The organism is uncultured Streptomyces sp. (assembly GCF_947488945.1).
Classification (GTDB): Bacteria; Actinomycetota; Actinomycetes; order Streptomycetales; family Streptomycetaceae; genus Streptomyces.
In genome coordinates this window covers 298,776-325,006 of the sequence record NZ_CANLBS010000007.1, presented here as the reverse complement: position 1 = coordinate 325,006, position 26,231 = coordinate 298,776, and the positions used below count along the sequence as shown (strand labels likewise).

The 26,231-nt window shown below is 69.3% G+C and carries 23 protein-coding genes and 1 pseudogene; 3 read left to right on the top strand and 21 right to left on the bottom strand.

Annotation, left to right across the window (positions count from 1 at the left end):
* Positions 1–13: 13 nt before the first annotated feature.
* The 16 genes and pseudogenes from Q0994_RS14235 to Q0994_RS14155 form a co-directional block, all read right to left on the bottom strand.
* Positions 14–1,186 (bottom strand): DnaB-like helicase N-terminal domain-containing protein, encoded by a 1,173-nt coding sequence (locus tag Q0994_RS14235; RefSeq protein ID WP_299534008.1) that lies wholly within the window; start codon positions 1,184–1,186, stop codon positions 14–16.
* The gene (locus Q0994_RS14230) at positions 1,183–1,413 is read right to left on the bottom strand and encodes a hypothetical protein (protein ID WP_030624221.1); all 231 of its coding nucleotides are present in this window, start codon (positions 1,411–1,413) and stop codon (positions 1,183–1,185) included. Before Q0994_RS14230 ends, Q0994_RS14235 begins: the two co-directional genes overlap by 4 nt.
* Positions 1,410–3,198 (bottom strand): annotated as a pseudogene (locus Q0994_RS14225) (TraM recognition domain-containing protein). Before Q0994_RS14225 ends, Q0994_RS14230 begins: the two are co-directional and overlap by 4 nt.
* Positions 3,199–3,291: 93 nt before the next feature.
* Positions 3,292–3,957 (bottom strand): hypothetical protein, encoded by a 666-nt coding sequence (locus tag Q0994_RS14215; RefSeq protein WP_299533993.1) that lies wholly within the window; start codon positions 3,955–3,957, stop codon positions 3,292–3,294.
* Between the two features lie 91 nt (positions 3,958–4,048).
* Complete coding sequence (locus Q0994_RS14210) at positions 4,049–4,774, bottom strand: hypothetical protein (protein WP_299533990.1); 726 nt, start codon at positions 4,772–4,774, stop codon at positions 4,049–4,051.
* Positions 4,775–4,933: 159 nt separating this feature from the next.
* The gene (locus Q0994_RS14205) at positions 4,934–5,431 is read right to left on the bottom strand and encodes a hypothetical protein (protein WP_299533988.1); all 498 of its coding nucleotides are present in this window, start codon (positions 5,429–5,431) and stop codon (positions 4,934–4,936) included.
* A 25-nt stretch (positions 5,432–5,456) separates the two neighbouring features.
* The gene (locus Q0994_RS14200) at positions 5,457–6,218 is read right to left on the bottom strand and encodes a hypothetical protein (RefSeq protein WP_299533985.1); all 762 of its coding nucleotides are present in this window, start codon (positions 6,216–6,218) and stop codon (positions 5,457–5,459) included.
* 97 nt (positions 6,219–6,315) lie between these two features.
* Positions 6,316–6,879: a hypothetical protein gene (locus Q0994_RS14195; RefSeq protein ID WP_299533982.1), complete on the bottom strand. Its 564-nt coding sequence runs from the start codon at positions 6,877–6,879 to the stop codon at positions 6,316–6,318.
* Positions 6,880–7,008: 129 nt separating this feature from the next.
* Positions 7,009–7,704: a hypothetical protein gene (locus tag Q0994_RS14190; protein WP_299533980.1), complete on the bottom strand. Its 696-nt coding sequence runs from the start codon at positions 7,702–7,704 to the stop codon at positions 7,009–7,011.
* Between the two features lie 32 nt (positions 7,705–7,736).
* Positions 7,737–9,242, bottom strand: coding sequence for an ATP-binding protein (locus Q0994_RS14185; protein ID WP_299533978.1), 1,506 nt, complete (start codon positions 9,240–9,242; stop codon positions 7,737–7,739).
* 26 nt (positions 9,243–9,268) lie between these two features.
* Entirely contained in the window at positions 9,269–9,721 is a 453-nt protein-coding gene (locus Q0994_RS14180) for a DUF6238 family protein (protein ID WP_299533975.1), read from the bottom strand.
* Between the two features lie 25 nt (positions 9,722–9,746).
* Entirely contained in the window at positions 9,747–11,213 is a 1,467-nt protein-coding gene (locus Q0994_RS14175) for an SCO6880 family protein (protein WP_299533973.1), read from the bottom strand.
* A 131-nt stretch (positions 11,214–11,344) separates the two neighbouring features.
* Positions 11,345–12,754: an ATP-binding protein gene (locus Q0994_RS14170; protein WP_299533971.1), complete on the bottom strand. Its 1,410-nt coding sequence runs from the start codon at positions 12,752–12,754 to the stop codon at positions 11,345–11,347.
* Positions 12,755–12,782: 28 nt separating this feature from the next.
* Positions 12,783–13,463: a hypothetical protein gene (locus Q0994_RS14165; RefSeq protein WP_299533967.1), complete on the bottom strand. Its 681-nt coding sequence runs from the start codon at positions 13,461–13,463 to the stop codon at positions 12,783–12,785.
* Positions 13,463–13,771 carry a DUF6112 family protein gene (locus tag Q0994_RS14160; protein WP_023421641.1) on the bottom strand — a complete coding sequence of 103 codons (309 nt, stop codon included), beginning with the start codon at positions 13,769–13,771 and terminating at the stop codon, positions 13,463–13,465. The genes Q0994_RS14165 and Q0994_RS14160 overlap by 1 nt, the downstream gene beginning before the upstream one ends.
* Positions 13,772–13,857: 86 nt before the next feature.
* The gene (locus tag Q0994_RS14155; protein ID WP_299533951.1) at positions 13,858–15,003 is read right to left on the bottom strand and encodes a C40 family peptidase; all 1,146 of its coding nucleotides are present in this window, start codon (positions 15,001–15,003) and stop codon (positions 13,858–13,860) included.
* 576 nt (positions 15,004–15,579) lie between these two features.
* Between Q0994_RS14155 and Q0994_RS14150 the strand changes: the two genes are divergently transcribed.
* The gene (locus Q0994_RS14150) at positions 15,580–16,326 is read left to right on the top strand and encodes a site-specific DNA-methyltransferase (RefSeq protein WP_047471334.1); all 747 of its coding nucleotides are present in this window, start codon (positions 15,580–15,582) and stop codon (positions 16,324–16,326) included.
* Positions 16,327–16,426: 100 nt separating this feature from the next.
* Here Q0994_RS14150 and Q0994_RS14145 read toward each other — a convergent pair whose 3' ends face one another.
* On the bottom strand, positions 16,427–17,362 hold the full coding sequence (locus Q0994_RS14145; protein ID WP_299533940.1) for a DUF5655 domain-containing protein: 936 nt from the start codon (positions 17,360–17,362) through the stop codon (positions 16,427–16,429).
* Between the two features lie 408 nt (positions 17,363–17,770).
* Here Q0994_RS14145 and dcm point away from each other — a divergent pair, with 408 nt between their 5' ends.
* Positions 17,771–19,756, top strand: coding sequence for a DNA (cytosine-5-)-methyltransferase (gene dcm / locus Q0994_RS14140; protein WP_299533938.1), 1,986 nt, complete (start codon positions 17,771–17,773; stop codon positions 19,754–19,756).
* Here the strand turns inward: dcm and Q0994_RS14135 are convergent.
* Positions 19,671–20,165 (bottom strand): very short patch repair endonuclease, encoded by a 495-nt coding sequence (locus tag Q0994_RS14135; RefSeq protein ID WP_299533935.1) that lies wholly within the window; start codon positions 20,163–20,165, stop codon positions 19,671–19,673. The two genes, dcm and Q0994_RS14135, sit on opposite strands and share 86 nt — an antisense overlap.
* A gap of 56 nt (positions 20,166–20,221) precedes the next feature.
* On the opposite strand from Q0994_RS14135, the gene Q0994_RS14130 reads away from it, so the two are divergent.
* Positions 20,222–20,410, top strand: coding sequence for a hypothetical protein (locus Q0994_RS14130; RefSeq protein ID WP_299533932.1), 189 nt, complete (start codon positions 20,222–20,224; stop codon positions 20,408–20,410).
* Between the two features lie 19 nt (positions 20,411–20,429).
* On the opposite strand, the gene Q0994_RS14125 is transcribed toward Q0994_RS14130, so the two are convergent.
* From Q0994_RS14125 to Q0994_RS14115, 3 genes are read right to left on the bottom strand one after another with little or no spacing between them, the layout of a single operon-like run.
* The gene (locus Q0994_RS14125; protein ID WP_299533929.1) at positions 20,430–22,439 is read right to left on the bottom strand and encodes an AIPR family protein; all 2,010 of its coding nucleotides are present in this window, start codon (positions 22,437–22,439) and stop codon (positions 20,430–20,432) included.
* The gene (locus Q0994_RS14120) at positions 22,432–23,442 is read right to left on the bottom strand and encodes a PD-(D/E)XK motif protein (protein WP_150517390.1); all 1,011 of its coding nucleotides are present in this window, start codon (positions 23,440–23,442) and stop codon (positions 22,432–22,434) included. Before Q0994_RS14120 ends, Q0994_RS14125 begins: the two co-directional genes overlap by 8 nt.
* Entirely contained in the window at positions 23,439–26,219 is a 2,781-nt protein-coding gene (locus tag Q0994_RS14115) for a Z1 domain-containing protein (protein ID WP_299533919.1), read from the bottom strand. The genes Q0994_RS14120 and Q0994_RS14115 overlap by 4 nt, the downstream gene beginning before the upstream one ends.
* Positions 26,220–26,231: the final 12 nt, after the last annotated feature.

Sequence of the window (26,231 nt, the reverse complement as noted above, 5' to 3'; positions counted from 1 at the left end):
TGGGGAGGGGGCCTCACGGGTGGCCGCGCGAGGGTGGTCGGGCTGCTGACAGCGTGGGGAGACTGCTGGCCGGGGCTGGGGGTGACGCGCCTGGGCGGGGTGTGCTGCGGGCGCGGGCGGCCTTCACTCGGTCGGGCGGCGGCTCGGCCGCCGACGGAGCGGATGCCGTGGTCTTCGGAGCCGGACTGCTGTTCGCGGTGGCCCAGCGGGCACGTACCTCGTCGAGCGGACCGAGTTCGTGCAGAGCGTGGTTGATCAGCCGGCCGGGCCCCAGGACCTCGTCCTGGGCCAGGGTCCGGATGGCTCGCGCGGAGGCGGCGGCGGTGCGCGTGACGGAGGAGCGCATCACCCGCTGTCCGAACCAGTCAGCGCTGCCGGGGACCATGCCTTCGCAGACGGCGGTCAGCTGCTCGCTCGACACAGTGCCGTCGGCCAGCAGACCGCGTCGCTGAGCCTCCCAGAGCAGGGTGATCCGGTCGATGGGTTCGCCCCGGTGGTGCAGCGCGCCCAGGCACCGGTAGAGCTGCCCGTGGGTCGGGTCGGCGAAGTCTCCCGGCCGCAGCCAGGCCACCACCTCGCCCATGGCCCCCGGCTGTTCGGCGAGGACCGCCAGGAGGAACCGCTCGTCCTCGGCGGCCTGGCCGCTCTGCGCCGGAGGCGGGATGTGCGTGGCGGCAGAGGGCCCGGCGGTGGGTGGGACCGGTCGAGGGTCGGTTCCCCAGCGTCGCGCAAGGTCGGTGAGTACGCCGGTCAGGACGTCCGCCGTGCGCAACGCTCCCTCGACCTCGCCCTGGACGGCGTCGGCCCGAGCCGCCTGGTGGAGACGGATCGCGTGCTGGGCGACGGTGCGGTGAATCGCCCCCTCCAGCACCATGCGGCCGTACACCGGGGCGTGCTCGGTTCGGGGACACGCCTGGATCAGGGTGTGGGCGTACGCCGCGGTCAGCCCGCGCACGTGCTGTCCGGCCTCCTCGACCGCGTCGGTCACCCACGACAGCGGCAACGGACCAGCGGCCGAGAGCGCAGGATGCCCGTCGTTGCGCAGCTTGCGGAGCGCGGCGAACAGCGCCTGGTGGACGGGCCGATAGAAGTGGTCCGCAGCGAGCCACTCCAGGTGCGTGAGCTGCTCGGGGTCGAGGAGTGCGGCACCGAGTACTGCCTGCTCGGCACTCATCAGCGGGTTCACCACCGGCCTCCGGGATCAGCGCAGGACGCCTTGTCCTGCCGGATGCGGAGGTTGGCGACTGCCTGGTCGGCAGCGGCCATCGACAGCGCGAAGTCGTCCAAGACGGCAGTGAAGGCGGGATCGGAGGCGGGGACCGAGCCTGCCTCGCCGTCAAGCCACCACCGGCCACCGCGCAGGACGACCGGAGCGTGGGCCAACCGCCCCTGCTGTGGTGTGGGCGCGCTCATGCCGACAGTCCAAGATCGTCCTGGCCGATGCTCTTCGCGAGGGCACGCTCGGTGATGGCCTTCGTGGCGCGAGCGGAAGCCGGGCCGACCACCTTGGCGGAGGGCTCCTTGTACCAGGGCTTGAGGTTGAGCATGGCGACCCGGATGCCGGTGGCCAGCAGCAGAACCTTGCCCTTGGGCAGGGCGCGGATGGCGTCCGGCGGAAGGATCCGTTCCGTGCGCATGCTCACCGAGGTGGACTTCCCGCCCTCGCTGGTCGACACCGAGGTGGTCTGGACGTCGTGATCGCCGACCTGACGGCTGAGCCGGTCGGCGAAGTCCGCGTCGTCGATGCCAGATCCGATGATCTTGATGGTGGCGGCGGAGTACAGGGCATCCATACCGGCCTCGCCCCAGCACCGCTGGCCCTGACGGTAGGACTGCAGGATCGTCATCGGGATGACGCCTCGGCTGCCCAGGTGGCTGTAGAGATCAGGGAGGTCCGAGATGCGGCAGACGTTCGCTGCCTCGTCGAGGACGCACAGGGCGGGCGGGTCGAGTCGCCCGCCGGAGCGCTCGGCCACGATCACGGCCGCGCGCATCACGGCGTCGGCCGCTGCAGCGATGATCGCGGACGCGCTGCCGCCGCCGTCCTTGCTCAGCAGGTACAAGGTGTCGCGGGACGTGGCGAAGGCGAACGGCTGGAACTCGGGAAGGTCGTCGTTGGGAGTGACCCAGGCGGCGACGTCCGGGTCGAGCAGGCAGCTCGCGTACTGCCTCGCGGTCTCATAGATGCCGTCGCGCGTTTCGGTCGCGCCGGAGACGGTGCCCTGGAGCTGGGCGGCGACCGCATGGTGGCCGGCGTCGGTGAGCAGGTCCACCGGGGTGCGGTCGGCCGGCATCGCGAGCCAGGCCAGGACGTCGGTGATCGGCCGCCGGTGGGACGCGGCGGCGAGGAAGAGGGCACCGAGGGTGTTACTCGCGGCGGTGGACCAGAAGTCGGAGCCGCTCGACTCGTCCACGCTCGCGGTCACGAAGTGCCCCGCCAACCTCTTAGCCCCGGCGAGATCGCGGGCGTCAGCGAGGATGTCCCACCACATCTCGCGCGGGTGATGGGCGATCTGCTGCGGATCGAGGGTCCAGATCGTGCCGACCTCGGCACGGGCGTCCACCGTGGTGGTGAAGGCATCGTTCGCGGCTTTGTTGCTGGTGAGCAGGACCGGGCCCGGTGCCGAGAGGATCGCGGGGATCGCCAGCCCGGACGTCTTGCCGGAACGCGGGGCCATGATCGCGACGATCACGTCCTCCCAGGACGCGCGGACCTCCGCACGACCGGGATCGAGGGTGCCGAGCAGGATGCCGCGGTCAGCGGGCAGGACCTCTTTTACTCTCCCGGCCGCCCAGGCTCGGGCGCAGGCTCTTCGCCTTGGCGACGATCTCCTTGTCCAGCAGCGGCGCCAGGTCCGCCTTGCGGGCGAGGCCGGACTTGGACCCGGCACGCCAGCGCATCCACAGCACGGCAGCGGTGACGACCAGGGCAACGGTGAACAAGCCGGGGACGACGCGGGCGCCGACCATCAGCATGCTGGTGCTCAAGGTCGGCCACAGCACCTCCGGGTGCAGCAGTGCGTCCGTGACGCGGAAGGGGGCCCATGTCCCGCTCCCGACGAAGGTATTGGTGAGATTTCCGGTCAGCCAGGCCAGGGAGCCGAAGGCCATGGCGGCGCCGAGGATGCCGAACAGGAGGTAGAGGAGCGCGTCCGACCCGGTGGTGGTCGAGGGCGCGCTGGTGCGCGGGGAAGGCACGGCGGTTCCTTGGGTGTGCGAGCGGGCAGGGGCGGGGCGCGCTCGGCTCGTGCAGATTATGGGGGTACTCCTGGACGTCTGAGGCGGAACGTTTCAGCGGGGTCGGCCGGCAGAACGAGGCGCGGGCGGAGGTGCTGCGGTGGCCGGCGGACTGCCAGTCGACGGCGATGTTCCGGCGCGCGGCGAGGAGGCGCGGGCCGCCCGCTGCCGGTCTGAATCGACGTTCCGGGCAGCGGACGGCACAGGAGCAGCCTCGGCACCGAGGACGTCGTCGAGCAACTCCCGGCTGCGCAGGACGTTGACCATCTGGTGGTGCCGGGGGTCTGTGCGCTCTGCGGGACAGGCCGCTAGACCGTCCTCGGCGACTTCCAACTGCTCACGGACGTCCTGGAGCATCCCGTACGCGGCTGCCAGTCGTGTCCACGTCTCGAACGTCGGATTGTGCTGCGGGTCGTCGAAGTCGAGACGGGCGCGAGTCCAGTCGGCGGCAGAGGCGACGAGTTCGGTCAGCTCGGGCAGAGCCCCGACCAGTGCGCCGTTGACCTCCTCGATGATGCCCGCCACCTCATCGGGCGAGGCGTCCTCGTGGAGGCGAGAAATCATCCCGCGAACCGAGTACGGATCGGCGGAAGCGCTGGGCAGGTGCCTGACCTGCAGCGGCTTGTCGGAGCCCGGTGCCACGCTGCGGTGGGCGAGCCGGATGTTGTGCTGCATGGCCGCACCGACGGCCTCGCCGATGCTGGAGTAGTACTCGGGCACGTTTGCCTCTTCGGGTGAGTGGTCCTTGACGGGTGAGTCGAGCGGGGGAGCGCGACGTACTGGAGGCCGACGGCGGAGAGGGCGGCCGGGGTCACCGTCGGGGGGTTGAGGCGCGCGGTGGGTGACCCGTCGCAGAGCAAGGCGCCGGCGGGGAACTGGACGCCGAGGAGACCTTGGCCTGGTTCGCCGCAGGAGAAGTGGCGAGAGCGGCACCACGGTGATCACGGACGGTCCGTGCTGGGGAGTAGCTCGTCGAAGCGGCGCCGACGCGGCGTAGCTCGGCCTCGGAGTCGACGAGTTCGGACTGGGCCGAGCTGACGAACTCCGAGGCGAAGCCGAACCGGTCGGCGAGCGCATACGCGTCGTCGTCCAGGTCGTTGACCTGTTCTCCCGCTGCTTCCAGCGCCTCCCGGACACGCTCCAGCGCACCGTGCTCGGGGTGAAGGAGGTGGTCGACTGCCCGCTGAAGGCTGGCTCCGTCTTCGGCCGCACGGATCTGGTCCGTGATGCTGAGGAGTTCAGCTCCGGCGGCGTAGGGCCCCAGCGCATGCACCGGAGGGCTCATCCGGGCCGTGTCGAGGGACGGCGGAAGGGTGACGTCATAGCGAGCGGCTCGAAGCATCTCGGCCGCATGGCTGGCGATGGCGACCTGGTCGGCGAGCGGAGTGGTGGTGGGCAGGCGATGGCGTCGGCCGTGCCAGTCGTCGATCTGCTTGAAACCGGCGTGACGGAGGAGCTGCGCGGAGAGGTCATCAGTAGCGCCCTTGGCAACGACGCTGCCGCTGAACTCGGACGTGATGGTGATCGAGGTAGGCACGGAAGTCTCCGGGGCAGAGGGAGCGAAGGACCCGTTGGAGGTGGGCCAGTGGGCAGAGCGTCCGGCAAATCCGGGGTTTGGTCCGGCCGAGAATCGCTGGTAGAGGCCGCACAGTGGCGGTCAGCCGGGTGCCCCGCCGCAGCAGGGCACCCCGGTCGGTCAGAAGAAGGGATTCTCTGTCGGCCGGTCGGCCTCGGTGGCGGCTCGGAGCAGTTCGGTGAGGTCTTCGGGCTCGGACGACCTCTGGTCTATCCACCACCCGGCACGGGTCACCGTACGAGCGTTCTCCTCGATCTCCGCCCACTCCGCTTCGCTGGTTGTGCCTTCGGTGACCAGTGCGGTGTAGGCATTGGCCAGGATCTGGTGACGACAGCGCACGCCCCAGGGAACGGCCCGCTCGGTTCCCTCCAGGGGAGGCATCCGGTACTGCTCGGACCAGGCTTCGGACGCCGTCTGCTCCTCGGCGCGCTTCGCCTTGAGCCAGGCAGCCTTGTCCTGCTCGTCGCCCTCGTTCGAGGCGCGCCAGCAGTCCGTGCACTCCTGCCTGGCGAGCCACTCGGCGAAGCCGGCGCGTCGGTCAGCCGGTCGGTCGGACAAGTCGCGGTCGGCATGGTGACCGCAGGTGTGGTCGATAGGCCAGATCGTCTTCACGGCCATGGAAGGGCCTCCTTGAGGAGTTGGATCAACGGTCGCGGGAGTACGCGACGCGGGGGTCAACCGGCCGGACCGCCGGTGTGGAGACGGCGGCGGGGACCGGCGCCCTGCCCGGGATTCCGGCACGGGCCGGGCTGGCGGCGAGTGCGGCGGCGCTCAACGGAGACGCGCGGGCGGGACCACGACCGCGCTCACGGCCGGTGGTCGGCGTGGCAGCAGGGCGGGGCCGAGCCGTCACCTCCTGAGCGAGGCGGGGCTGCACTGCGACCTGGAGCCCCGAACGGTGCAGGGCCACCGTGGCGGCGGCGACTTTCCCCAGCGCCTCGACGCGATCGGTGGTCGCGGGGAGCGTGTAGATGTCCAGGCTCGAGTTGTGCCGCCAGCCGTCCTCCACCAGCGCCAGCCCGCTGAGGCCGGAGACACGGTCGTCGAAGGCTGCGACGATGCCGAGCTGCGGGTGATCGGCGAAGGCGACGTCTGGTTCACCGAGCGGACCGCGGTCGCGTACCTGTGCCGTTTCGGGCGCCAGCGCAGGGTCAAGGGCGACGTCCACATCGACCTGGTAGCCGGCCTTGCGCAGCAGCTCGATGGCCCGGCTCGTACGGCCGTGTCCGTCACGGTTCTGGTCGGCTAGCGCGTACAACGTCGGCTGGTCGGGGACGGGATGGAAGTCGAATCCCCTGAGCATCCAGGTGCTGGCCGCGAGGTTCTTCGGGTTCGCGGCGACGATGCCGTGGACGGGGTGGTGGCCGAAGGCCAGGTCGGGCAGCACGTCGTAGTGGCTGGGCATGGCAGATCCATCCGAGGCGGGTGCGGTTACAGGTGCGGGCGACGGGCGGATCAGTTCTGAGGGTGCGGTGCACGGAGGACTCCTGGATCGCGGTCGGTCAGAGCCGGGGAGCGGATGAGGAACTGGCCGGCGGCGGCGCGGCCCGCGCTGAAGACTCCGGCGGCGGACCGGTCGGGAGCACGCGCTGGCCGACCGACGGCGAAGAGGCGAGAGCGACCCTCGCCCGGGATGGAGCGGAATCGGGCGGGAGCACGGTGGCGGCGCGCGCCTCGCCGGAACGTTCCTGCTCCTGGCGTGGTGGCACGCCAAGCTGGTCCAGGCGGGCGTCGACAGCGGAGAGGAGATCCGGCACGCTGCCGCCGTGACGCGCATGCGGACCGTCCGGCTCGGAGTCGTAGATCACCTCGTAGACGGCGGGCTCGGCGGACCGGTGCCGGGTGACCATCCAGCTTTCCGGGGTCTCGGGGTGCTCGGAGGGTGGCTCCTGCGGGGGCGAGATGATCAGCGAACTGCCGTCGGGAAGCTCGGCGTGGACGATGTAGTCGCTGAGGCCGTACTCGACGGTGCCCTCCAGGCCGCGCTGCCCGAGCGCGGAACAGAGGGCAGCCTGAATGCGACGCGGATCGGACACGGCGGTCGGGGGCGAGGTTTCGAGGTGCATGGAGTTCTCCGTTGCGAACGTCCCGCCGCACGGCGGGAGCCGACGGGGCGTGGAGCTTGAAGGAGCGCGGTGGACCACGAGGATCTGGTGATCGGGCAGTTTGGCGCTGCCGTGACTGCGTGCTAGGGATCACCGCGAGCGACCGGGAGCCGGCGGTTGCGATGCCGGCGGGAGCTGGGGCGAAGCAGGTGATCCGGCAGGGGCGTTGTGCGTCGAGCGGGTCAGGGCGACGCGAGCCCGCTCGGTCTGCGCCGGCCGTTCGGTGTCCGCTCGGTGAGCGAGGTATTCGCCGACGCGCACCAACGCCGGTCCCTTGGAGCCGAGTTCGTGTGAGTAGTGCCAGCCTTCGGTGTTGCGGTGCTCCTCGGCACGCTCCTTGTAGAGGTGGAGCACGCTCGGCTGCGAACCGTCCATAAGCGCCATGACGTCGGCCCATTCGTGCCGCAGTTCCTCCGCCCGGAGCAGGATGGTGTCGATCCCGCGTATCCGACGGAGGTCGTCACTGATCGGCCCCTCGACGTAGTCGGGGCCGTCGGCGGCGGCGCGGACCCCGGCCAGCACCTCGGGTCCGTGGTCGAGGAACACTTCGGCGTGCTTCCACGCTTCGGCGTCCCGCTTGACCTTCCCGTCCCCGTAGACCTTGTCGTCCAGCGGCCAGCCGTCCGCGTCGCAGAGGGAGTCCGAAACCGCGTCCCAGGCGTCGCACGCCTCGTTGATCCCGGCGGCGGCCGAGGCCAGTGCCGGGAGGTGCCGTCGCCACGCCAAAGGATCGGTGGCCTGCGACGGCTGGTTGTCACCGGAGGAAGGAGTGGAAGAAGCAGACATGATCGATTCCCGTTGCTGTGCTGGTCGTTGGGCTAGGCGGCCATGCGGGCGTCTGTGTCGAACAGCTCCCGCTCGGCCGGGTGGAGGATGTGCTGGGTGATGAACGAGCGGCCTGCGACCTTCCACAGACCTCGGCCCTTGGTCAGGGCGGACACCGCCTGGGTCTCGACGCCGGTCAGGCCGAGCAGAGAGGCAGCGGCGGCGAGCTGGTCGGGCTCCTGGCGGTAGATGATGCGCGTGCTGCAGTCCGCGAGGAGCCCCTCGGCCAGGACTCGGCCGCGTGAACCGGCGTCGCCCGCCGAGAGCAAGTCGCTGAGCCGGTGGATCACCATGAGGTTCGCGATGCCCAGCCCTCGGGAGAGCTTCCACTGGCTCTGCATCCGCTCCAGCAGCCCGACGTGCCGCATCAGCCGCCACGCCTCGTCGTAGATCACCCAGCGTCGACCGCCATCGGGATCACTGAGGGCTGACTCCATCCACGCGCTCGCGCACGTCATCGCGAGCACCAGTGCCGTGTCGTCACCGGAGCCGCCGAGACGGGAGAGATCGATGGACAGCATCGGTGTGGTCGGGTCGAACGACACGGTGCTCGGCGCGTCGAACATGCCGCTCAAGTCGCCGTGCACGAGACGTCGCAGGGCGTGGGCGAGGTCCTGGGCGGCTGAACCGAGGTGCCCCGCCTGGTGGCCGAGGGCGTGGTCGAGGCGTTCGGGGGAGCCGAGTACGTGCGCGATCTCGCCGAGCAGCGGCACCGTGCCCCGGGCGACGGCGTCGGCGACGACCAGATCCAGGGCCAGGTCGAGGGCGGTGTGCTCCATCGGCAGCAGGTCGCGCTTCAGCACGGTGCGGGCGAGGCTGGCCAGCAGCAGCAGACGGCGCTTGCGAACCTCCGTGAACCAGTCCTCCTCGCTCACGGAGGCGGGACGGGCCGGAGCGTCCAGCGGGTTCAACCGGCCGGGGAGCCCCGGGCCCAGGGCGATGCTGTAGCCGCCGAGGGCCTGCGAAACGCCGGTCCACTCCCCCTTGGGATCGCAGGGGATGTAGATCCGGTAGCCGTGGGCGATCGACCGGGTGGCGATCGACTTCGCCAGCGCCGACTTGCCCATGCCGATGATCCCGGCCAGGACCGCGTTGGGGTTGGTGAAGCCCTCCACCCTGCCGCTGTTGTAGAGCGAGAACGGGTCGAAGCAGAAGGCCGCCTCCGCGTGCACATCGCGGCCGATGAACACCCCTTCGGCGCCCAGGCCGCCCTCGGCCACGAACGGGTACGCGCCGCTGGCTGTGGCGGTGGTCATCCGATGGGCGGGCAGGGCGAGCTTGCCGCCGCGGGCGGAGGCCGGACCGGGGCGACCGGCGGGCGGGTAGGTGGGCCGCAGATCCGGGTCGAGGGTCTGCTCGGCGCGGTGCTTGGGCGGGTTTCCGGCGAGGCGTGCCTGGCGGCGGGCTTCGGTGAAACCGGCTCGGGCGGCTCGCTGTTCGGCGCGTGTCGTCTTACGGGGCACGAACAGAGGGGAGGCGCTGGCGCGGGTACGGGGCATGAGCGTTTCTCCAGATGAGGGGTGGGTCAGCGGCGGACGAGGCCGGTGAACGGTGCGTGCAGGTCGGCCGGGGTGGTGCGCCGCCGCACGAGATGAGCGGTGCGCTGGTGGCGCTGGCAGATGGTCAGTCCCGGTGCTCCCTCCGGAAGGCCGGCCTGGCACGCCTCCGGTGCGGGGATCTCGCCGGAGTCCGGCCGGGGCGCCGCGTGGTAGGCGGCGTGGAGGTGTTCGGCGGCCTGCCAGATGCGGGTGCGGGCGGTACGGAGCTGGTCGCCCTCGACCGTGACGAGCTGCCCGGTGCGACCGGTGTGGGCGTCGAGCAGCCCGTACAGCGAGACGAGGTGGGCGTGCAGGGCGTCCAGCTCGGCCCGGGTGGTGACCAGCGGGCCGCCCGGGATGTTGAGCGCCTGGTGGAAGTCGAGCGCGGCGGTGGCGAAGGGCACGAAGTCCTGCGCGGTCGGGCTGGCGGTGCGGGACATGAGGGTGCTCTTTCGAAGGGAAGGGTCAGGCAGCGAGCGCGAGCGGCAGGGCGGCGGCGGTGAACGCCTCGGCCTGCTGCCAGGTCAGCGGCCTCAGATCGAGTTGGGCGCCGACAGCGGCGGTCTCCACGACGGCGCAGGCGGTGCGCAGCTCGTCCTCGGTGTCGGCCGAGACGGTCAGCAGACCGGTCAGGGCGACGTCGGCGTGCCCGGCGATGAGCTGGCGTTCGCGGGACTTGATGTCCTGGTACTCGATCGAGTCCGCCTCGGAGTCGACCTGGCCGCGCCGGGCCCGTTCGGCGGCGTCGGCGATCACGCTGGACTTCTTGCGCTGCACGTCGCGCAGGGCGGCGTCGAGGTTCTTCGGCTCGTAGGAGAGCGACAGCGTGCGACGGACGCCGCCGGTGAACAGGAGCTGGTGCAGGAAGCCGGCGCTGGTCTCGGTGCGCGGCCAGTTCTCCACCCAGTAGGTGGCGTGCACGGCGGAGTCGGTGGCGATGTGGTCCGCCTTCTCGACGACCACGACGGGGCCGGCGGCGGCGGGCTCGGCCTCGGGGTGACCGGCCGTGGACCAGCGGTCGAGTGTCGCCAGCGCCTTCGGGTCGTAGGAGGTACGCACCACGGCGGCGATCTCGCGGGCGGTGAGCCAGCCCGTCGGGGTGAGACCGGCGGTCCGCGCCGCCTGGTCGAACGTGGAGGTGAGCTGGGCGAGGACGCTGAAGGCACCGGTGAGACCGCCGCCAGCCTGGTTGATCAGCCGACGGGCCGCCTTGGTGTCCAGGGACACCGCGACGTACGCTTCGTGCGGGGCGGCTGCGGGACCGGCGCTCTGGATCAGCTCGTTGTAGATCGCGCCGGCCATCGGGGTGTCGGGGCGGCCGTGCTCTTCCCAGTAGCGGCGCAGCGCGTCGCCGGAGTCGGGGATGGTGCGCTCGATCACCTGGATGCGGGCGATCTGCCCGGTACGGGCGAGAGCTGCCAGCGCGCGTCCCCAGCCGCCGACGTTGGCCTGCTGGGTGCCGGGGTCGAGCAGGGCGTAGGCGCGGGAGGAGACCTTGACCACCGCGGTCAGCGTCCCGGTGTGCGGGTTGTGGACGGCGCCGTACTTGCTGTCGGGAGCAGTGGTCACGCGCAGGCTGGCAGCGGTGCCGGGAAGGTGGAGCAGTCCCTCGCGGGTCGGCCGACGAGAGGGCCGGGTGAGCCAGACGAGCTGGCCTCGCATCCGGCGCAGCGCGTACCGGACGACGATCGGGGCCCAGTCCGCCAGAGCACGGCCTCGGTGGCGGACGAAGACGAGCAGAGCGATCACGGCCCACAGCGGGATGAGCTGGAGGGCGCCGACCACACCGCGGGCGAGGATCACGGCGAGAAGGAGAAGGCCGGTGAGCCCGGCGACGACCAACTGCGGGACGGACAGGCCGAGCAGGACGCCGCGCCTGCTGCGGTGCGGGAACTTCACGGTGGGCGTGGAGGACTGGTGCTTGCCGGACATGGTGGTTCCAGACGGTGAGAGCGGGCGGAGGACGGGGCGCGCGGCGCTCTTCTGGACGTCATGGCGAAACCTTCCTGCTGGTGGGAGGCGGGGGCGGGCCGTGGAGTGCGGCCCGCCCCCGGGGATGTGGGTCAGGAACCCGACGGCGGCTGGGTGGGATACACCCAGTTCGTCGGCGTCGCGGAGCCGGTGGCCGACGGACCGGACCCGGACGCCGGAGTGCCCGAGGCCGAAGGTCCGGGGTCGGCCGGCGGCATGGAGGTCATGTCGCTGCCCGGAGCCGATGCGGCTGCGAGGTGACCGGAGCCGCCCGCAACGCCTTGGGCAGCCGATTCGGACCCTTCCGGTTCGTCCTCACCAGGACGTGTGATCAGCGGCGGGATCCCGGGGCGCTGGATCAGAGCCCGGCCCTTGTCGCCGCTCGCGTCCGGGTCTTCGCCGTACCGGAAGCGGGTCTGCTGCTTGGGCGGCCCGGCGTCGATGCCCTCCTTGCTGAGGTTGCCGCCGGAGGGGTTGATGCCGGAGGCGACGCCATCGGTGCCCGCGCCGGGGACCTGGTTCGGACCCTGCGGAGCGGGGGCGCCGGTACCGGCCCGCAGCGCGAGGCTGCCTGCGGTCTTCGCGGCTCCTGCAGCGACCGCCATGCCGGCGACACCGGTGCGGTGCATGTCGTCGTGGCCGCCGCCGTCGCTGGCCCAGTGGACGAACTTGTACGTCGCGTAGGGGCAGAGCAACACCAGGACCATCACGACGATGCCGGCCATCGCGTCGGACAGGGCCGCCATTCCGTCGCTGGCGTCGGTCTTGCCCATGGCGGAGACACCGATCAGGAAGACGACGGTCATCAGGAGCTTGGAGACGATGAGGGTGCCGGTGGCCTCGATCCAGCCGCGCCGCCACCGCTTCGCGACCTCCCAGCCGCCGCCGGCCCCCGCGAACACCGCGAGCGCGACCATGATCAGGACACCGACCTTGCGGGCCACCATCACGCCCCAGTAGAGGAAGGCACCGATCGCGCACCCGAAGGCGACCAACGCGGGCACACCCCAGCCGAGGCCGTACATGGCCCCCATCTGATCGACCTTGATCACACGGCGGATCGCGTCGTCGATCGAGGTATTGGCGGCTTTGAAGAGGCCGTCGGACAGCGCGTCGACCACGGTGATGGCGACGGTGGTGAAGGCGATGGCGGAGAAGCTGAACAGGACTCCGGTCATGGTGCCGAACGCCGCCTTGGCGAGTGCGCGTTCGTCTCGGCGCCAGGCCGCGGTCATGAGCTGGATGCAGAAGATGCCGACGGTCAGAGCGAGGCCGATGGGCAGCAGCAGCTCGTAGTTGTCGCGGAACCATCCGGCGTTGAGGTCGATGGCTGTCGTCTTGTTGACGGCCTTGGCGGCCAGGTCGGCCGCGCTGGACGCCAGCTCGCCCGCCGACTTCGCAATCCACGCGCCGAGGCCGTCGGTGACGGTGCCGGCGGGGTTGGTGGCGAAGTCGACAGCGCCGCACACCTTGTCCATCAGCGGGAAGTCGCAGACTCCCATGGGTCGTACCTCCGTTCTGGGGCGAGGGTCAGGGCGCGACGGACGGCATGACGCCGACCAGGGCGCAGGGGTGGTTGGGCCGGCACTGGACCGCGAGGGTGGTGGACCGGCTCTCCGCGCCGCCGGCGGCCGAGCCCTTCCAGCGAATCGACTGCTTGCCGGAGACCGTGACGGCGTAGACGTACGCCTGGGTGATCGCCCCGGGGTCGTCCTGGAGGGCCTGGGTGAAGGCGTGGGGGAAGTGCCCCTCGTTGATCTTGGTGGTGGCGACCTGCTTGTTGGCGGCCATCTCCCTCCACAGCGTGGCTGAGGGGACCACCTGGTCGACGGAGGCCGGATCGGCGTACTTCGCCTCCGTGGTCAGCCAGCCGCGCAGCGCCTTGCGCAGCTCGGGCTGCGAGTACGCGCGGGTGTCGTACGACCACAGCGCTGCTGCGGCGGCCTTCCCGTACGTGATCGGGTCGTGGGTTTTCGGCGGAACGGGGAGAGCGCGGGGCCGGGTGTGTGGCCCGGAGGGTGCCGCGGATGACGAGGACGCCGTGGGCGAACTCGGCGGTGGCGCCGCAGTGTCGGAGGGGCTTCGGCCCTCGCGGGTGAGGTATGCGGCCAGGCCGGCGAGGGTGACGAGCACCGCCAGGACGGCAGTGCCGAGCAACGCCCGGCGGCGCACGCGAGATGCGCCGCCGGGGTGGGTGGAGTGCTGAGCCATCAGTGGACCTGCGTCCCGAGCGTCGAGAAGAACGCCACTACACCGTTGGCCGCACCGAGAAGAAGGGCCGCGCCCGCGCTGACCAGCACGCCCTTCTTCCCGTTCGCCTCGGCCTGGTGACCGCCCGAGTGGTGACCCCAGGCCCACACGCCCGCGCTGACGGCGAGGGCTCCGACCACGGCAATGAGCCCGAAGAGGTTGATCGAGCCCATCACCTGCTTGAGAACGTTGAGGCCAGGGAGCCCGCCCTCGTTCGGCTTGATCCCGGGGTCGTAGGCGAGCTGTATGACCTGGTCAGCGAGATACATGGGAACTCCAGTTTGAATAAGCGCACGCCAAAGCCCGGCGGGGCGAACCAGCGGTGCGAGGGGGAGGTGAGGGGGAGGAGCGCCGGTCAGACGACTCGGCGGGCCGCGAGAATCCGCGATTTCCAGGACGCGACGGTGGTGATCCGTACGACGTCACCGGTGTGCGGGGCGTGGACGATCAGGCCCTGGCCGATCGCCATCCCGACGTGTTCCGGTACGGCGGCCGTCCCCTCGGTGAAGAGGAGGTCGCCCGGCTTGAGGGCATCGACCGAGACGCCCTTGCCGTCCTTGACCTGCGTGTACGTGGTCCGCGTCAGGGTGACCCCGGCGGCCTTGTACGCGCCCTGCATCAGGGAGGAGCAGTCGCAGCGGCCCATCGGGGACTTGCCGTGGGAGTCGGTGCACGTGCCGCCCCACTGATACGGCGTGCCGAGCTGGCCGAGCGCCCACCGGATCGCCGTCTGCACCTTCGGCGGCGCGGAGGCGGGGATCTTGTACTCGTCCGGCACTGCGCCCGCCGGGATGGTGCCGAAGTCCGTCCCGTCACTGTCCGCCGAACAACCTCCCGCGGAATCGGGAGAGGGGCTGCCGGTGTCGGCAGAGCCGGACGGCGACGGGCTCGGCGATGCACCGCCAGCCTCCTGCAGCAAGGGCGCGATGGCCTTCTGCAGCGCGGTGGCCAGCGGCTCCCACTTGGCGTACGCCTCGGGGAAGCCCGACTTCTGCACCGCCTGGGCGGCCTGGGTGACAGAGAGGGACTGCCACCCGGAGACCTTCTTGAGCCCCTCGTAGAACTTCGTCGAGGCGTGCACCGGGTCAAGGATCTGGCTGGCCGTACCCCAGCCCATCGACGGCCGCTGCTGGAAGAGCCCCAGCGAATCGCGGTCGCCGTAGGTCAGGTTTCGCAGGCCGCTCTCCTGCAGAGCGGTCGCCAGGGCGACGACCTGCCCTCGGGCGGGGATGTTCATCGCGACGCCCGTGGCCTGGATCGTCTTGGCGTTGGGCACCTGGTCGGCAGGCGCGTCCAGGCCCGGCACGGAGACCGAGCCCTTGTCGCCGCCGTCCAGGATGGCCTTCACCTGCTTGGCGACGGCGGAGGTGTCCACACCCTGTGCACCGTCGGTCGAGCACGAGGCCGAGGCGGTCCCTGCACCGATGCCGAGGATCGGCAGTGCCAGCAGGAGTGGTCCGGTGGCGCACAGACCGACGAGGGCTCCCGTCGTCTTCTTCACGGCCGCCGCCGTTCAGCACGACGGCGGTGCGAACCAGATGACAGAGGTGGGTCGGGGCGCGGGTGTGTCAGGGCATGCTGCATCGCAGCGGCTCCTCGGTGTTCGTAGGAGGCGCGGTGCCGACTTCTCGTGCAAAGCCGTCGGCACCGCGCCGATGTGCATCCGCCTCTCGGCGGGCCCGGGTCAGAGGAGTTGGTAGCTCCCGGACGCCGGTTTCAGGTCATGCGCGGCAGCCAGCCGCGCTCGTAATCTCAGGCGATGCACGTGGGACTCCTCATGGCGCTCGCGGGGAGATGGGCAACATGCCTCCGACGCTGCTCGATTGGACGAGACAGCACGAATAAGCACAGCTCAACGAGGGTGGTGCAAGGCTCCTTCCCGGTGGCACGGCGAGACAGTAGACCGGGATTCCGGCCGCGCCAAACGACTGCCATCCGGGGGCTCGAAGCAGGGAGTCACCTCGTTAGGTGCGGCCGGAATTCGCCGTTAACCTCCGCTGCAACCTCGCACCGGATGCACGCCGTTGAGCGCTGCCCGGAGCAGGTCCAGACTCCGCCGCGCCCGAAGAGAGGCCCCATGAGCTACACGCTGCACCGAGGCGATGCTTTGACCGTCCTGAAGTCCCTCCCGGACGAGAGCGTCCAGGCGGTGATCACCGACCCCCCGTACAACTCCGGAGGCCGCACCAGCTCCGATCGAACCGGCCGCACCGCTCGCGCCAAGTACGTCACGAGCAACTCGGCGCACGACCTCGCCAACTTCCCGGGAGAGAACCGCGACCAGCGCTCCTACCGCTCCTGGCTCACCGAACTGCTCACCGAGGCGTACCGGGCCTCGACCGAGCACGCGGTCGCGATGGTCTTCACCGACTGGCGACAGGAGCCGACCACCTCCGACGCCCTCCAGATGGCGGGATGGACCTGGAGCGGCACGATTCCGTGGATCAAGCCGTCCAGCCGGCCCCGCAAGGGCGGGCCGAAGCAGGACTCGGAGTTCATCATCTGGGGCGTCAAGGGCTCCCTCGACAACACCCGCGATCTCTACCTGCCGGGCCACTACATCGCCTCCCAGCCCCGCAAGGGCCGGGTTCACATCACCCAGAAGCCGGTCGAGGTCATGCAGCAGCTCGTCCAGGTGTGTCCCGAGGGCGGCACCGTCCTCGACCCGTTCACCGGCAGCGGCTCCACCGGGGTCGCGGCCCTGCGCGAGGGACGCCGCTTCGTGGGCGTCGAGCTGTCCGCGCACTACGCCGACGTCGCCGAGGAGCGGCTCCGAGCGGAACTGACGAAGGACGACTTCGAGCTGGCCGGACCGGAGGCATGAGCGTGAGAGCGAAAAGAGGCCAGGGCCGGCCGGCCCACAGACGCCAAAGGGGCGGCCGGAGCATCGACTAACCGATGCACCAGCCGCCCCTCCTGTTACGTCAGGCTGCCTCGAACGCCCGCCGGATCAGCGGCGCCGCCTTCTCCAAGTCGGCTGCCGAGACGACACGCACCTCTAGGTCACCGGTCCCGAGGTGCCCGATACCGCGCATGTCCCGGGTGAAGCCCTCCTCCAGCCCGACCGCGTCCGGGTCGAGTCTGAGGTACACCAGGATCGCCTCGTGCTTCGGACGGAAGATCACCGACGCCACGTTCACCAACCGCCGGTAGGCGATGTAGTGCCGCAGCGACGCCACCTCCACCTCGCCCCACGCTGTGAGCGCCTCGTCCAACTCCGCATACAGGTCCCGCAGGCACTCCGGCACCGTTCCTCCACCCGCAGGCGGAGAGACCGCCGAAGCCGTCGGCACGCTGTCCGCCACGGGTGCCCGCTCCCGGCCCCGGCGAGACGAGGCAGCGCTCGGGAAGCCGGTCGCGGAGTCCACGAGCAGCAGCCCCAGCAGGCCACCGTCGAAGATCCGGTAGCGCACCAGGTCGATCCGCTCGGGCAACCTCTGCACCGCCACCCGGTCGTGGTGCGAGAAGCCCGCCGCGATGCAGATCATCCGCGGACGACGCCAGTCGACGGACTCGGCGGCCCCCGCCCCCAGCACCTTCCGCACGAGCGCCTCGAACTCGTGGTGCGCCGACTCCAGCCAGGACAGGTAGGAGACAGCCTGGGACATCACCCCGCTGTCCGAGCCCTTCTTGAACTCGATCACTACCGGGCTGCCGTTCTCATCGAGTCCCAGGGTGTCGATCCGCCCCCGGTGCCAAGGCCCGGTCGGATACTCCGAGGCCAGGAAACGGACGCCCAGCATTTGCTCCAGGCCGGCCTCGACCCGCCGCTGCAGCTCCACCTCCAGCGCCACCGTTGAACTGGACAGCTCGACATCCCGACCGTCCGCGTCCCGTCGGAACATCATCAGCTCGGCCACCCCGGCGCCCCCTCCCGTGTTCGCTATAGGGGTGCAAGTAAGGGGACGCTGCGGGTATTCCGCGTCGGGCAGCGGGAAGGGCAGGCAGCTCGACCATGGGATTGGCCGAGTGCAGGACGCCGACATCGCCTCGGGGCGAGAGCCGAGCCCGCGGGAGAGGCGATGACATGAATCTCGACTGGCGAGAGCTCTGATGGTCTTGTCGGTGTTTGTCCGTATGGTTGACCCTCTCCGGTGTTACTGGGGGGTTGCTTTCCCATACAGGGATGGGCGCCGCGTAATATTCTCGGGGCGCTTGTGGCGTCCTCATCGATCCAGTCATCCGAGGTGGACGTCGGATTCTTGATCTTGCCAGAGGTTGTGTGATCTCCTGGTGCTCGTTCTTCTCGTCCGATGGAGGTTGGCGCAGTGCGCAGGCAGCACTATGGGGTGCCTCTGGAGCGGAGCGACTGTCTGGAGCTCAGGCGCCACAGGAACAGTTGCAAGCCCGAGAACTTCGGCAAGTGGCTCGGTGGCTTCGGTGCTGACAAGCGTCTGGCCGTCGACCTCTTCTCTGGAGCGGGTGGACTGAGTCTCGGGCTGGAGCGAGCCGGGTGGACGGTCGCAGCTGCGGTCGACTTCAACGAGCGGGCGCTCCAGACGCACGCTGCGAACTTCCCGGGCATGAGTCTCCACATGGATCTGGGTAATCCTGACGAGCGTGACAAGCTCGTCGAGATGCTGGCGCCCGCCAAGATCGACTTGGTGGCCGGAGGCCCGCCATGCCAGCCGTTCAGCAGGGCTGGCCGGAGCAAGATCCGCAGTCTCGTGGAGCATCACGGCCGCGATCCCCATGATCGCCGCAAGGAGCTGTGGAGCGCCTACCTCGACGTCGTGAAACGCCTCCGGCCACGTGCGGTCCTCATGGAGAACGTGCCGGACATGGGTCTCGGCGACGACTTCTTCGTGGTGCGCACCATCGAGGAGCAGCTGGAGGACCTCGGATACGCGACGCAGGTCCGTCTCGTCGATGCGTGGAAGTACGGCGTTCCGCAACACAGGAAGCGGCTGATCCTGCTCGCGAGGAACGACGTGGAGTGCTTCTCGTGGCGGCAGGAGCTGGAGCACGATCAGCGGACCACGCTGCGTGACGCTATCGGTGACCTGCCGGTGCTGCCTGTCGTGCCCACCGAGCGTGTCGGGGAGCGCGAACTCCCGTACGAGGAACCGTCCGAGCTTTCCAAGTTCGCTCAGGACATGCGTAAGTGGGCGCGCAAGGACCGGGTGTGGGACCACATGACCCGACGGGTCCGGGCGGACGACGCCGAGATCTTCTCCAGCATGGACTCCACCACCCTGTACTCGCAGATCTCGCCGGAACTGCAGCGTTACAAGGCCGACCACTTTACGGACAAGTACAAGAAGCTCGACTGGTCGGATCTCAGCAGGTCGATCACCGCCCACATCGCCAAGGACGGCTACTGGTACATCCACCCCGACCAGGAGCAGCCACGCACCCTCACCGTGCGGGAGTCGGCACGGGTGCAGACCTTCCCGGACAAGTTCCGCTTCGCGGGCACGCGCAGTGACGCCTTCCGTCAGATCGGTAACGCGGTGCCGCCTCTCCTGGGTGAGGCGGCGGCCGAGGCGCTGCTGCCGGTAGGCGACGGGCAGTCGGCTGAGGGTGGACTCCGACCCCACTGGCGGACGGTGCGAGAGGACCTGACCGCTTGGGCCCGCGGACAACGTGACGCGGAGAACTGGTACCAGCTGCCGGGCAGGCACATGTCAGGCTTGCAAGCCGCCGTGGTGGCCATACTGTCCGGGACCAGGATGCAGCCCGCTCAGTTGTCGGCGATGGTCGAGGTCGTACGAGGGCTGACGTCACTGAACACGGCCTCACTGGAGGCGCTCACTACGGCTGCGCCGACCGAGGCTGCCAAGGCCCGGGTCGCCCGGCTCTCGGTGATGGTCGGCGAGTCCAGCGCCTGGGAGGACGAGAAGAAGGTCCGCGAGTCCCTAATGCTGAAGCCGGCGGAGGCGACGGTCTACCGGCTGCTGATCGCGGAGGACCTTCTGTGGGTCGGGCAGGGTGCACTCCGCGTCGCCGCTCGTCTCCACGGCAGCGCTTCGGACCGTACGAACAGGCTCAGCGACGGTCGAGTGGACCTGGTGAAGCTCGTCGGGGCAGGCGAGGACGCGCCCCTGCGCATGGCAGCGCTCCGCCTCATCGGGACCAGTATCTGCAGGGCCAAGGAGCCTGTCTGTGATGCCTGTCCTCTCAGCCAGTACTGCGCTGACAAGGAAAGTCTCTCGGGCGATCACCTGTTCACGGAGGTGCCGAACGAGACAAACGATCGGGAGACGGTGCCCGCCCAGTCGCGTCAGGCTGGTCGCACCGTCGGGCGACGCTGAGCGCAGCGCCCTCGGCATCCGTCCGGATCTCGCACTCCCAGACACGGACGACGGTCCACCCGGCAGCTGCGGCCGCAGCGGTGTTCCGACGGTCCCGTTCCTTGTTGGTCTTGATCTTCGCGGTCCACAGGGAGGCGTTCGGACCGCGGAACGTCTTCGGGCCGTGGACGGGGCACCCGTGCCAGTAGCACCCGTCGACGAACACCGCGACGCCGTGCCTGGGCAGGACGAAGTCCGCCGTGCAGCGGGCGGCCACCTTGCGCTGTAGCCGGAACCTGAGGCCGAGCCGGTGCACGGCCCGCCGCAGAGCGACTTCGGGTTTCGTGTCCCGGGAGCGCCGACCGCGCAGGTGGCCGCTCTGCTCGGTGCGGACCCATCCCTTGAGGGCAGCTTCCTCATCTGGTGCCATGGTTTGTCCCCAGGCCGACGTCGCTCCTATAAGGGCGAGAGTGCCACACTCGTCCCATGCTTCGTGAACCAGCAGAACTCCGTGTCGACGACCGCGGCCGGGTCGAGCTTCCCCTCGGCCTGCTCGCAGAGCCCGGCATCGCCCCTGGGTCGGGTCTTCTGGCCTTCAGCGACGGAGACGGACGGATCGTGCTCCGTCGCGCCGAGGACGCCATGAGGGATCTCCTCGAACGCGGGAAGCTCTGAGGCCGACGAGCTGCCAGGTTCAGGCTTCCGAGACGAACCCGAGGGACAGAGCCCTGTTGCGTGCGTGTAGCGCCTGAACCGCTTGCGGCTCCGGGATCCCCTGACCGAGTTCGAGTCGTCTGCCGACGTACTGTGCCAGCTGCCGCTGGGCGGGCACGAGATTGCGTGTCTCCTTCGCCCACCGCTCGACGGCGTACCACTCGTCCGCCGGGATCGACGCCACCTCGTCGCAGGCGCCCTGGCTACCTCCTGAGCCCCCTGAGAGAGTCTTCTCGTCCAACGGATGCTCGAGGAGCTCCGCCTTCAGGTCGGCGGGCACGGACCATGGCACGCGGGAGACCGCGTCCCAGCACACGACCTTTTTCGCCCACTCGCCCACGTGGTTTCCCTCACGCGGCCTGGTCACCACGCGCATCACCCTGGGGCAGAGGTCGTCGATCGCCGCCTTGACCGCGGGGGAGACCTGCTGCTCCCGCCAGATCCTGTCCAGGTCGATGCGCTGGTTCGTCGCGAGCGACAGACGGGCCACGGTGTACGCCGTGATCATGCTCTTGTAGCTCCCGGCCTCGTGGCTCGCCGCGATGCGGTCGACCGCTTTGAAGAGGACGGCCATGGCGATCACACGTTGGCAGTACTGGACGTCGACATGCGGGGTCGCCTCGTCGATGCGGTCCATGAACGCGACGAAGTTCTTCTGTGCGCCACGGCTGACCTGGAACGGAAGGTGGTTCCAGGAGTTGCAGTACTTCGCCAGGTCCGCCTTCGTGAACTTCCGGTTGGTCGGATTGAGGTTCCTGAAGGCGCGCTGCCTCGCCGGAGTCCGGGCCTTGGCCAACTCGTCGGTGTACTGGCCGCGCGCCCGCTCGTAGAACCAGTGGACCTCTTGGCCGCTGCCGTCCGTGGCCGGCGCCCACAGGGAGCGGGTGATCCGCTGCACGGCCACGTGATACTCGTGGTTCGAGCTGAAGTCGACCATCGTCACCCGGTTCTGGGTGTTGGAGTACTCGGAGATCATCGGGACGATCTCCGACAGACGCTCGGGGGAAACTTCCGTCAGCTTCATCTGAACGGACACGTGTGACAGGTCCGCCTTGTCACGGCTTCTCGCGTAGTGCAGGGAGGCTGTCGTCTGACCGCCGTTCACGACCTGCAGTCCGTGCACGCGGCGGACACCGGTCGGTCTGCCTTCGGCGTCGTGAACGAAGTCGACCTGCGAAGCGGTGGCCGTGATGCCGTTGTTGTACGCCAGGAACCTTCCGGGGGAGTTCAGAAGTGTCTCCCGGATGCCGCGGTTGACGGTCCCACGGGCCTGTAGGAAGGAGCGGACGTTCAGTTCGAGGAGCCTGGTCCCGTGTTCCCCGTACAGCTCGGCGAGCCTCTGGCCGGGAATCACGGTCATGGTCACCGAGTGGTCGGGTTCGCTGCTGGGTGCTGCGACGCATGGCAGCGGCGGGACGAACTCGACGACGATGGGTTCGCTGATGCTGCCGGAGGTCTCGTGACGGTGCAGGCGCGCGAGGTCCCACACCTCGTGGGTCACCGGGAGGCCGTCGAAGTCGGTGGGTGGCACCGCGGTGCCGGTGCTGACACGGTTGCTCAGCAGGAAGAGCCGAACTCGCTGTACCTCGGTGAGGGACTTCTCCACCGCCGCGCACATGTCGTAGACGTCGAAGGACTCGTCGATGTGCTGGCGCAGTCCGTCCCGGCAGCGACGGACGAACGTGAGGAGCCGTCTGAAGTAGGACTCGACCAAGCCCTTCGTGAGCTTGGAAGCCAACGGCTCCATGTCGAAGTCCGTGACGAACAGGTCGAGACACTCACCCGTGTCCCCGATGCCGTAGCCGTGGACCAGGTGACCGTGCGAGCCGTGGAAGGCGCTGAACGTGTTGGAGGCGATTCCGCCCTTCTCCAGGTCCTCGAACACGCGTCGCGTGAAGACTTCGGGAGTGGTCGTCCCCTCGGCCTCGGCCGTGGCCTGGACGTCGACGACGACGTCGTGGGCGTACTGGTACAGGTCGAGTTCAGGCATGGGTCCCCCCGATGAGTGCGGTCACCTCGTCGGCCGTGGCACGGTACCGATCCAAGGCCGAGATGCTCAGGCTGTACGTGCAGTCGCCCACTCCCTCGGGCAGGTCGGCTTCGACGAGCCTCGGAAAGGCGTCCCGTACGTGCCAGGAACGCAGGTCTCGGAGGGTGTACCGAGGCTCTTCGTACAGGTCCCGGTGGCTCGGGAGATAGCCGGCCCTCACGAGCCGGCCGTCGAAGTCGGCGCGTACGGCCGTGCTCGTCAGCTGCTCACGTACGCGGTCCACCAGGCGGTTCAGACTCTCGCCGGAGCCACCACGACGTTCGTCGAGCATGACCAAGGACAACAGGAGCGAGGGCGTCCCCGTGCCGTCCAGCTGGCGTTCGCTCGCGATACGGATGTTGCGGGGGCGCTTGGCCGTGCTGGCCTTCGTCTCGATGGCCACGGCGGACAGGTGGAAGTCCTGGTTGGCCCCGCTCGGTCCGGCCCAGGAGCCGACGGCTTCGGACGCCCCGACGACTGGCAGGACGCGGTCGCGCAGCAACAGGAGCTCGCCGACGAGCCCGCGACGGGCCTCGGGACCGAGACCGTCCTTGCCCACGGAGCGAAGAAGGTCCTGCCAACGCTCGAACCGCTCCACAGCCGCGGTCAGGGCTGCCGCGGCTCCTGGAGCTCCCCTGACGGTGTCGGCGACGTCGGTGACGAGGGGGTTGAACACCTCGCGGTGCTCGTCCGCGGTGAGGACCACCTGCAGCTCATACTCGAGCCGCGACACGGCACTCAGGTTCATCTCCAGGCCCGCCGCGCTGGGCAGGCGGGTCACGGAGCGCACGATGTGGTCCGCGGAGCGTGCGTCTGTCCTGAGTACGAGCATCCGTCGGTGCGCCGGGTGGGAGACGGACAGGAAGACGTCCAACGGGGCGTCGGGGTACAGGCGGATGCTGGATCGCCCCTGGGCGGTCTGAGGCGCCTCGAGGTCGCGCCACTCGGCCTCCGTGATGGTCACTCCCCGTCCCCCTCGTCGTCCAGGGCGTCGAGGCCCTCCTGCTGCCAGATGCTGTTGACGACGTACTCGGTGTCGGACTGGTGCTTCGAGAGCGGAAAGCTCACCTTGAAGCCAACGAGCGGCGACTGAGGGAAGGCGTTCTCGGACGCCGGCCGTTCGACGAGGTAGACGAGCAGCAAGGCCTGGTCGGGTCGTCGCTGCCATCGGAGATGATCACCTGAAGGGGTCTGGGGCACCTTCTCACGCTTCTTGATGGCCGCCGCCTTCTGTGTCGCCTGGAGGGCGTCCAGAACCTGGTCCTTCTCGAGGTCGAGGTGCTCGTCGGGAGGGCTGAGCAGACGACGGATCGTGTGCCGGCCGTCCCTCTCGGTGTCGTTCAGCGCCGTGCGCTCCACGGGTCCCACCTCGTGACCGGCGACGTTCTGGTAGTTCGTGGACGCCCTCTTCCCGACGAGCACCACCGTCCACTCCGGAAGCTCTCCGACGGCCGTGCACTGTTCGATGTACTTCGCGATGAAGCGGGGGCGGACTCTCTGCGCCATGCGGTCCGTCTCGTAACGGCTGAGAAAGTCGACGACGGTGTCGGAGGTCACCTGTGACCATGTCACGTTGGCACCCGTCGTCTCCTGCCGCCCTGTGGAGTGGGCTTCGAGTCTCCGGACGAACTCCTCGAGGACCTTGAGGTTGTGCTCTGGGACCCCGTCGGAGAGCTTGAAGATCACCGTCTCCGGCCCCTCCCCGGAGTAGCTGAGCATGACCTTCGTGCCCTGGCGCATCTTGTTGGCGGCCGTGACGGCGAGCCCGAGTGACGAGGCACGGACCTTCAGTCCGAAGTTCCTCGGGCTGAGGTCCAGCGCCGCCATCTCCTCGACCTCGCGACGCAGTTCGTCGGTCGCAGCGGTCACCTCGATGTACTTCGCCTGCAGGTCGGGCGTGGTGTACAGACGGCAGAGATCCTCGTGCCCCGGTCGGTAACCGAACCAGCGTCCCATCTGGAGCAGGGTGTCGTACGTGGTGGAGGTACGCAGGTAGTAGCTGACGGTCAGCCCTTCCAGAGTGAGGCCCCGGGAGAGCTTCTGGCCCCCGATCGCGATGACCGAGAGACCGGTCCGGCGGTGCTCGTAGTAGTCCAGGGCGTCGCGAGAGGCGCCGTTCACTGTCTTTACCACGATCTTCCGCAGCGCGGGCATCAGCTGGTTCGACACGTCGTCCCAGGTGACGCGCCGGGCCTCGTCCGCAGGGAAGTGGTCTGTCGTGGGTGCGAAGTCGCCCTCCCACAGGGCCCGGAGCCCGGCCGTGCGTTGTGCTGCCTGCCCGTATCGGTCACGGAGAGAGTCCACGAGGAGGCGCAGGTAGTCGTCCACCTGGTCGCGGACGATCCCCTGGACCGCCGTGAAGCGGGTGACGTGCACAAGCATGGAGTTGTGCACCTTCGTCTGTCCCCGTACCCGCCGGGCGGCGCTGGCGACGACGAACGAGTCGATCGCGTCGCGGAGGGACTGCGGAAGGTCGTCGGAGGGGACGAACGAGGACTTGTGCTTGCTCGGGATCCAGCTCTCCGAGTCGGCTACGGGTCGCACGAGGGGCAGAGGAGGAACGTCCTCCTCGTCGTCGTTGTCGGTCCGGAGCCCGAACACGCGTTCCGGACCAAGATAGTTGGTCGGCGAGGGCAACGTGCGGATGAAGCTGTCGGGGAAGAGGTCTGCTCCGAGTTCGACGTGGTTGACGTCGGGGTCGATGTAGATGTTGGCGAAGGGAGTGGCGGTGTACCCGACGTACGCCGACTTCTCGAAGCTCTTCATGAGCTCGCGGATCGCGCCGTTCGTCTTGGTCGGGTCCGCGTCGGGGTCGCGCTCGGTGTTGATGGAGGCGTTGTCCGCCTCGTCGTCGATGACGAACAGGGGAATATCGCGTACGACCTTGTTCCCCGTCTCGTCCTCGGTGCCTTGGACCTCGGTCACCCACGTTCGCAGGTACTCCAGAATCCTCCAGTGCTTCTTGACGACGAGGACCACCGGGAAGCGGCCGAGCGGGAAGTTGACGGCGTTGGCGGCCTGGCGGCCGAAGTCACCCTTCTCCGAGCTGTTGGTGGGGGACGCGATGTCGAGCTTCTTGACCCCCGGCATCCGTCCGGCACCCATGAGGCGGGACTTCCCGTTCTGGTTGGACCGCTGCTGGTGCTGGGTGTCGAACCCGAGCAGCCCCTCGTCGACACGGAGCTGGGTCTGGCTCCGGAGGTCGTTGTGAATGCCGGCGAGGATCACTACGAACTGGTATCCCGCGTCCACCGCCTTCGCGGCCAGACCGATGTACTGGCCGGTCTTTCCTGACTGCACCTGACCGATGACCAGACCCGTCCGACGCCAGGAGCCGACTCGGCGAGGGTCCTCGAGCTGACTCAGGACCTCGTCTGTGCTCTGGTCCAGCCGACGAACGACCAGCGGGGGGAGGCTGCGTACGTCCTCCAGGTAGCGCCGGTAGCGCTCCCAGAAGTCCCATGCCCGGTCGTTCTTCGCCTCCGGCAGCCACGGTTCGTGTCCGCTGTCGCTGTCCAGGCCGGAAGAGCCTTCCTGGAACACGGCTGTCAGGACCTCGATCTCCTTGGCCAGTTGGTCACGGTCGAGAACCTCGCCTTGGCCGGCGAGCATCCCGAAGATGACGGTCACCGCGTTCTGCACTTCCTCCGGCGACGGCTGACGGTCCTGCGACAGCAGTGCCAGCACCAGACGACGGGCCTTGGCAAGGGACTCCGACGAGTTGTCGGGGGTGGAACTCACGGCAGACCTCCG

Bases quoted from the DNA above. Each gene is read 5' to 3' on its own strand.
- Q0994_RS14230 (WP_030624221.1), bottom strand. From the start codon at position 1,413: ATGAGCGCGCCCACACCACAGCAGGGGCGGTTGGCCCACGCTCCGGTC.
- Q0994_RS14205 (WP_299533988.1), bottom strand. From the start codon at position 5,431: ATGGCCGTGAAGACGATCTGGCCTATCGACCACACCTGCGGTCACCAT.
- Q0994_RS14200 (WP_299533985.1), bottom strand. From the start codon at position 6,218: ATGCCCAGCCACTACGACGTGCTGCCCGACCTGGCCTTCGGCCACCAC.
- Q0994_RS14195 (WP_299533982.1), bottom strand. From the start codon at position 6,879: ATGCACCTCGAAACCTCGCCCCCGACCGCCGTGTCCGATCCGCGTCGC.
- Q0994_RS14190 (WP_299533980.1), bottom strand. From the start codon at position 7,704: ATGTCTGCTTCTTCCACTCCTTCCTCCGGTGACAACCAGCCGTCGCAG.
- Q0994_RS14185 (WP_299533978.1), bottom strand. From the start codon at position 9,242: ATGCCCCGTACCCGCGCCAGCGCCTCCCCTCTGTTCGTGCCCCGTAAG.
- Q0994_RS14180 (WP_299533975.1), bottom strand. From the start codon at position 9,721: ATGTCCCGCACCGCCAGCCCGACCGCGCAGGACTTCGTGCCCTTCGCC.
- Q0994_RS14175 (WP_299533973.1), bottom strand. From the start codon at position 11,213: ATGTCCGGCAAGCACCAGTCCTCCACGCCCACCGTGAAGTTCCCGCAC.
- Q0994_RS14170 (WP_299533971.1), bottom strand. From the start codon at position 12,754: ATGGGAGTCTGCGACTTCCCGCTGATGGACAAGGTGTGCGGCGCTGTC.
- Q0994_RS14165 (WP_299533967.1), bottom strand. From the start codon at position 13,463: ATGGCTCAGCACTCCACCCACCCCGGCGGCGCATCTCGCGTGCGCCGC.
- Q0994_RS14160 (WP_023421641.1), bottom strand. From the start codon at position 13,771: ATGTATCTCGCTGACCAGGTCATACAGCTCGCCTACGACCCCGGGATC.
- Q0994_RS14150 (WP_047471334.1), top strand. From the start codon at position 15,580: ATGAGCTACACGCTGCACCGAGGCGATGCTTTGACCGTCCTGAAGTCC.
- Q0994_RS14135 (WP_299533935.1), bottom strand. From the start codon at position 20,165: ATGGCACCAGATGAGGAAGCTGCCCTCAAGGGATGGGTCCGCACCGAG.
- Q0994_RS14130 (WP_299533932.1), top strand. From the start codon at position 20,222: ATGCTTCGTGAACCAGCAGAACTCCGTGTCGACGACCGCGGCCGGGTC.
- Q0994_RS14125 (WP_299533929.1), bottom strand. From the start codon at position 22,439: ATGCCTGAACTCGACCTGTACCAGTACGCCCACGACGTCGTCGTCGAC.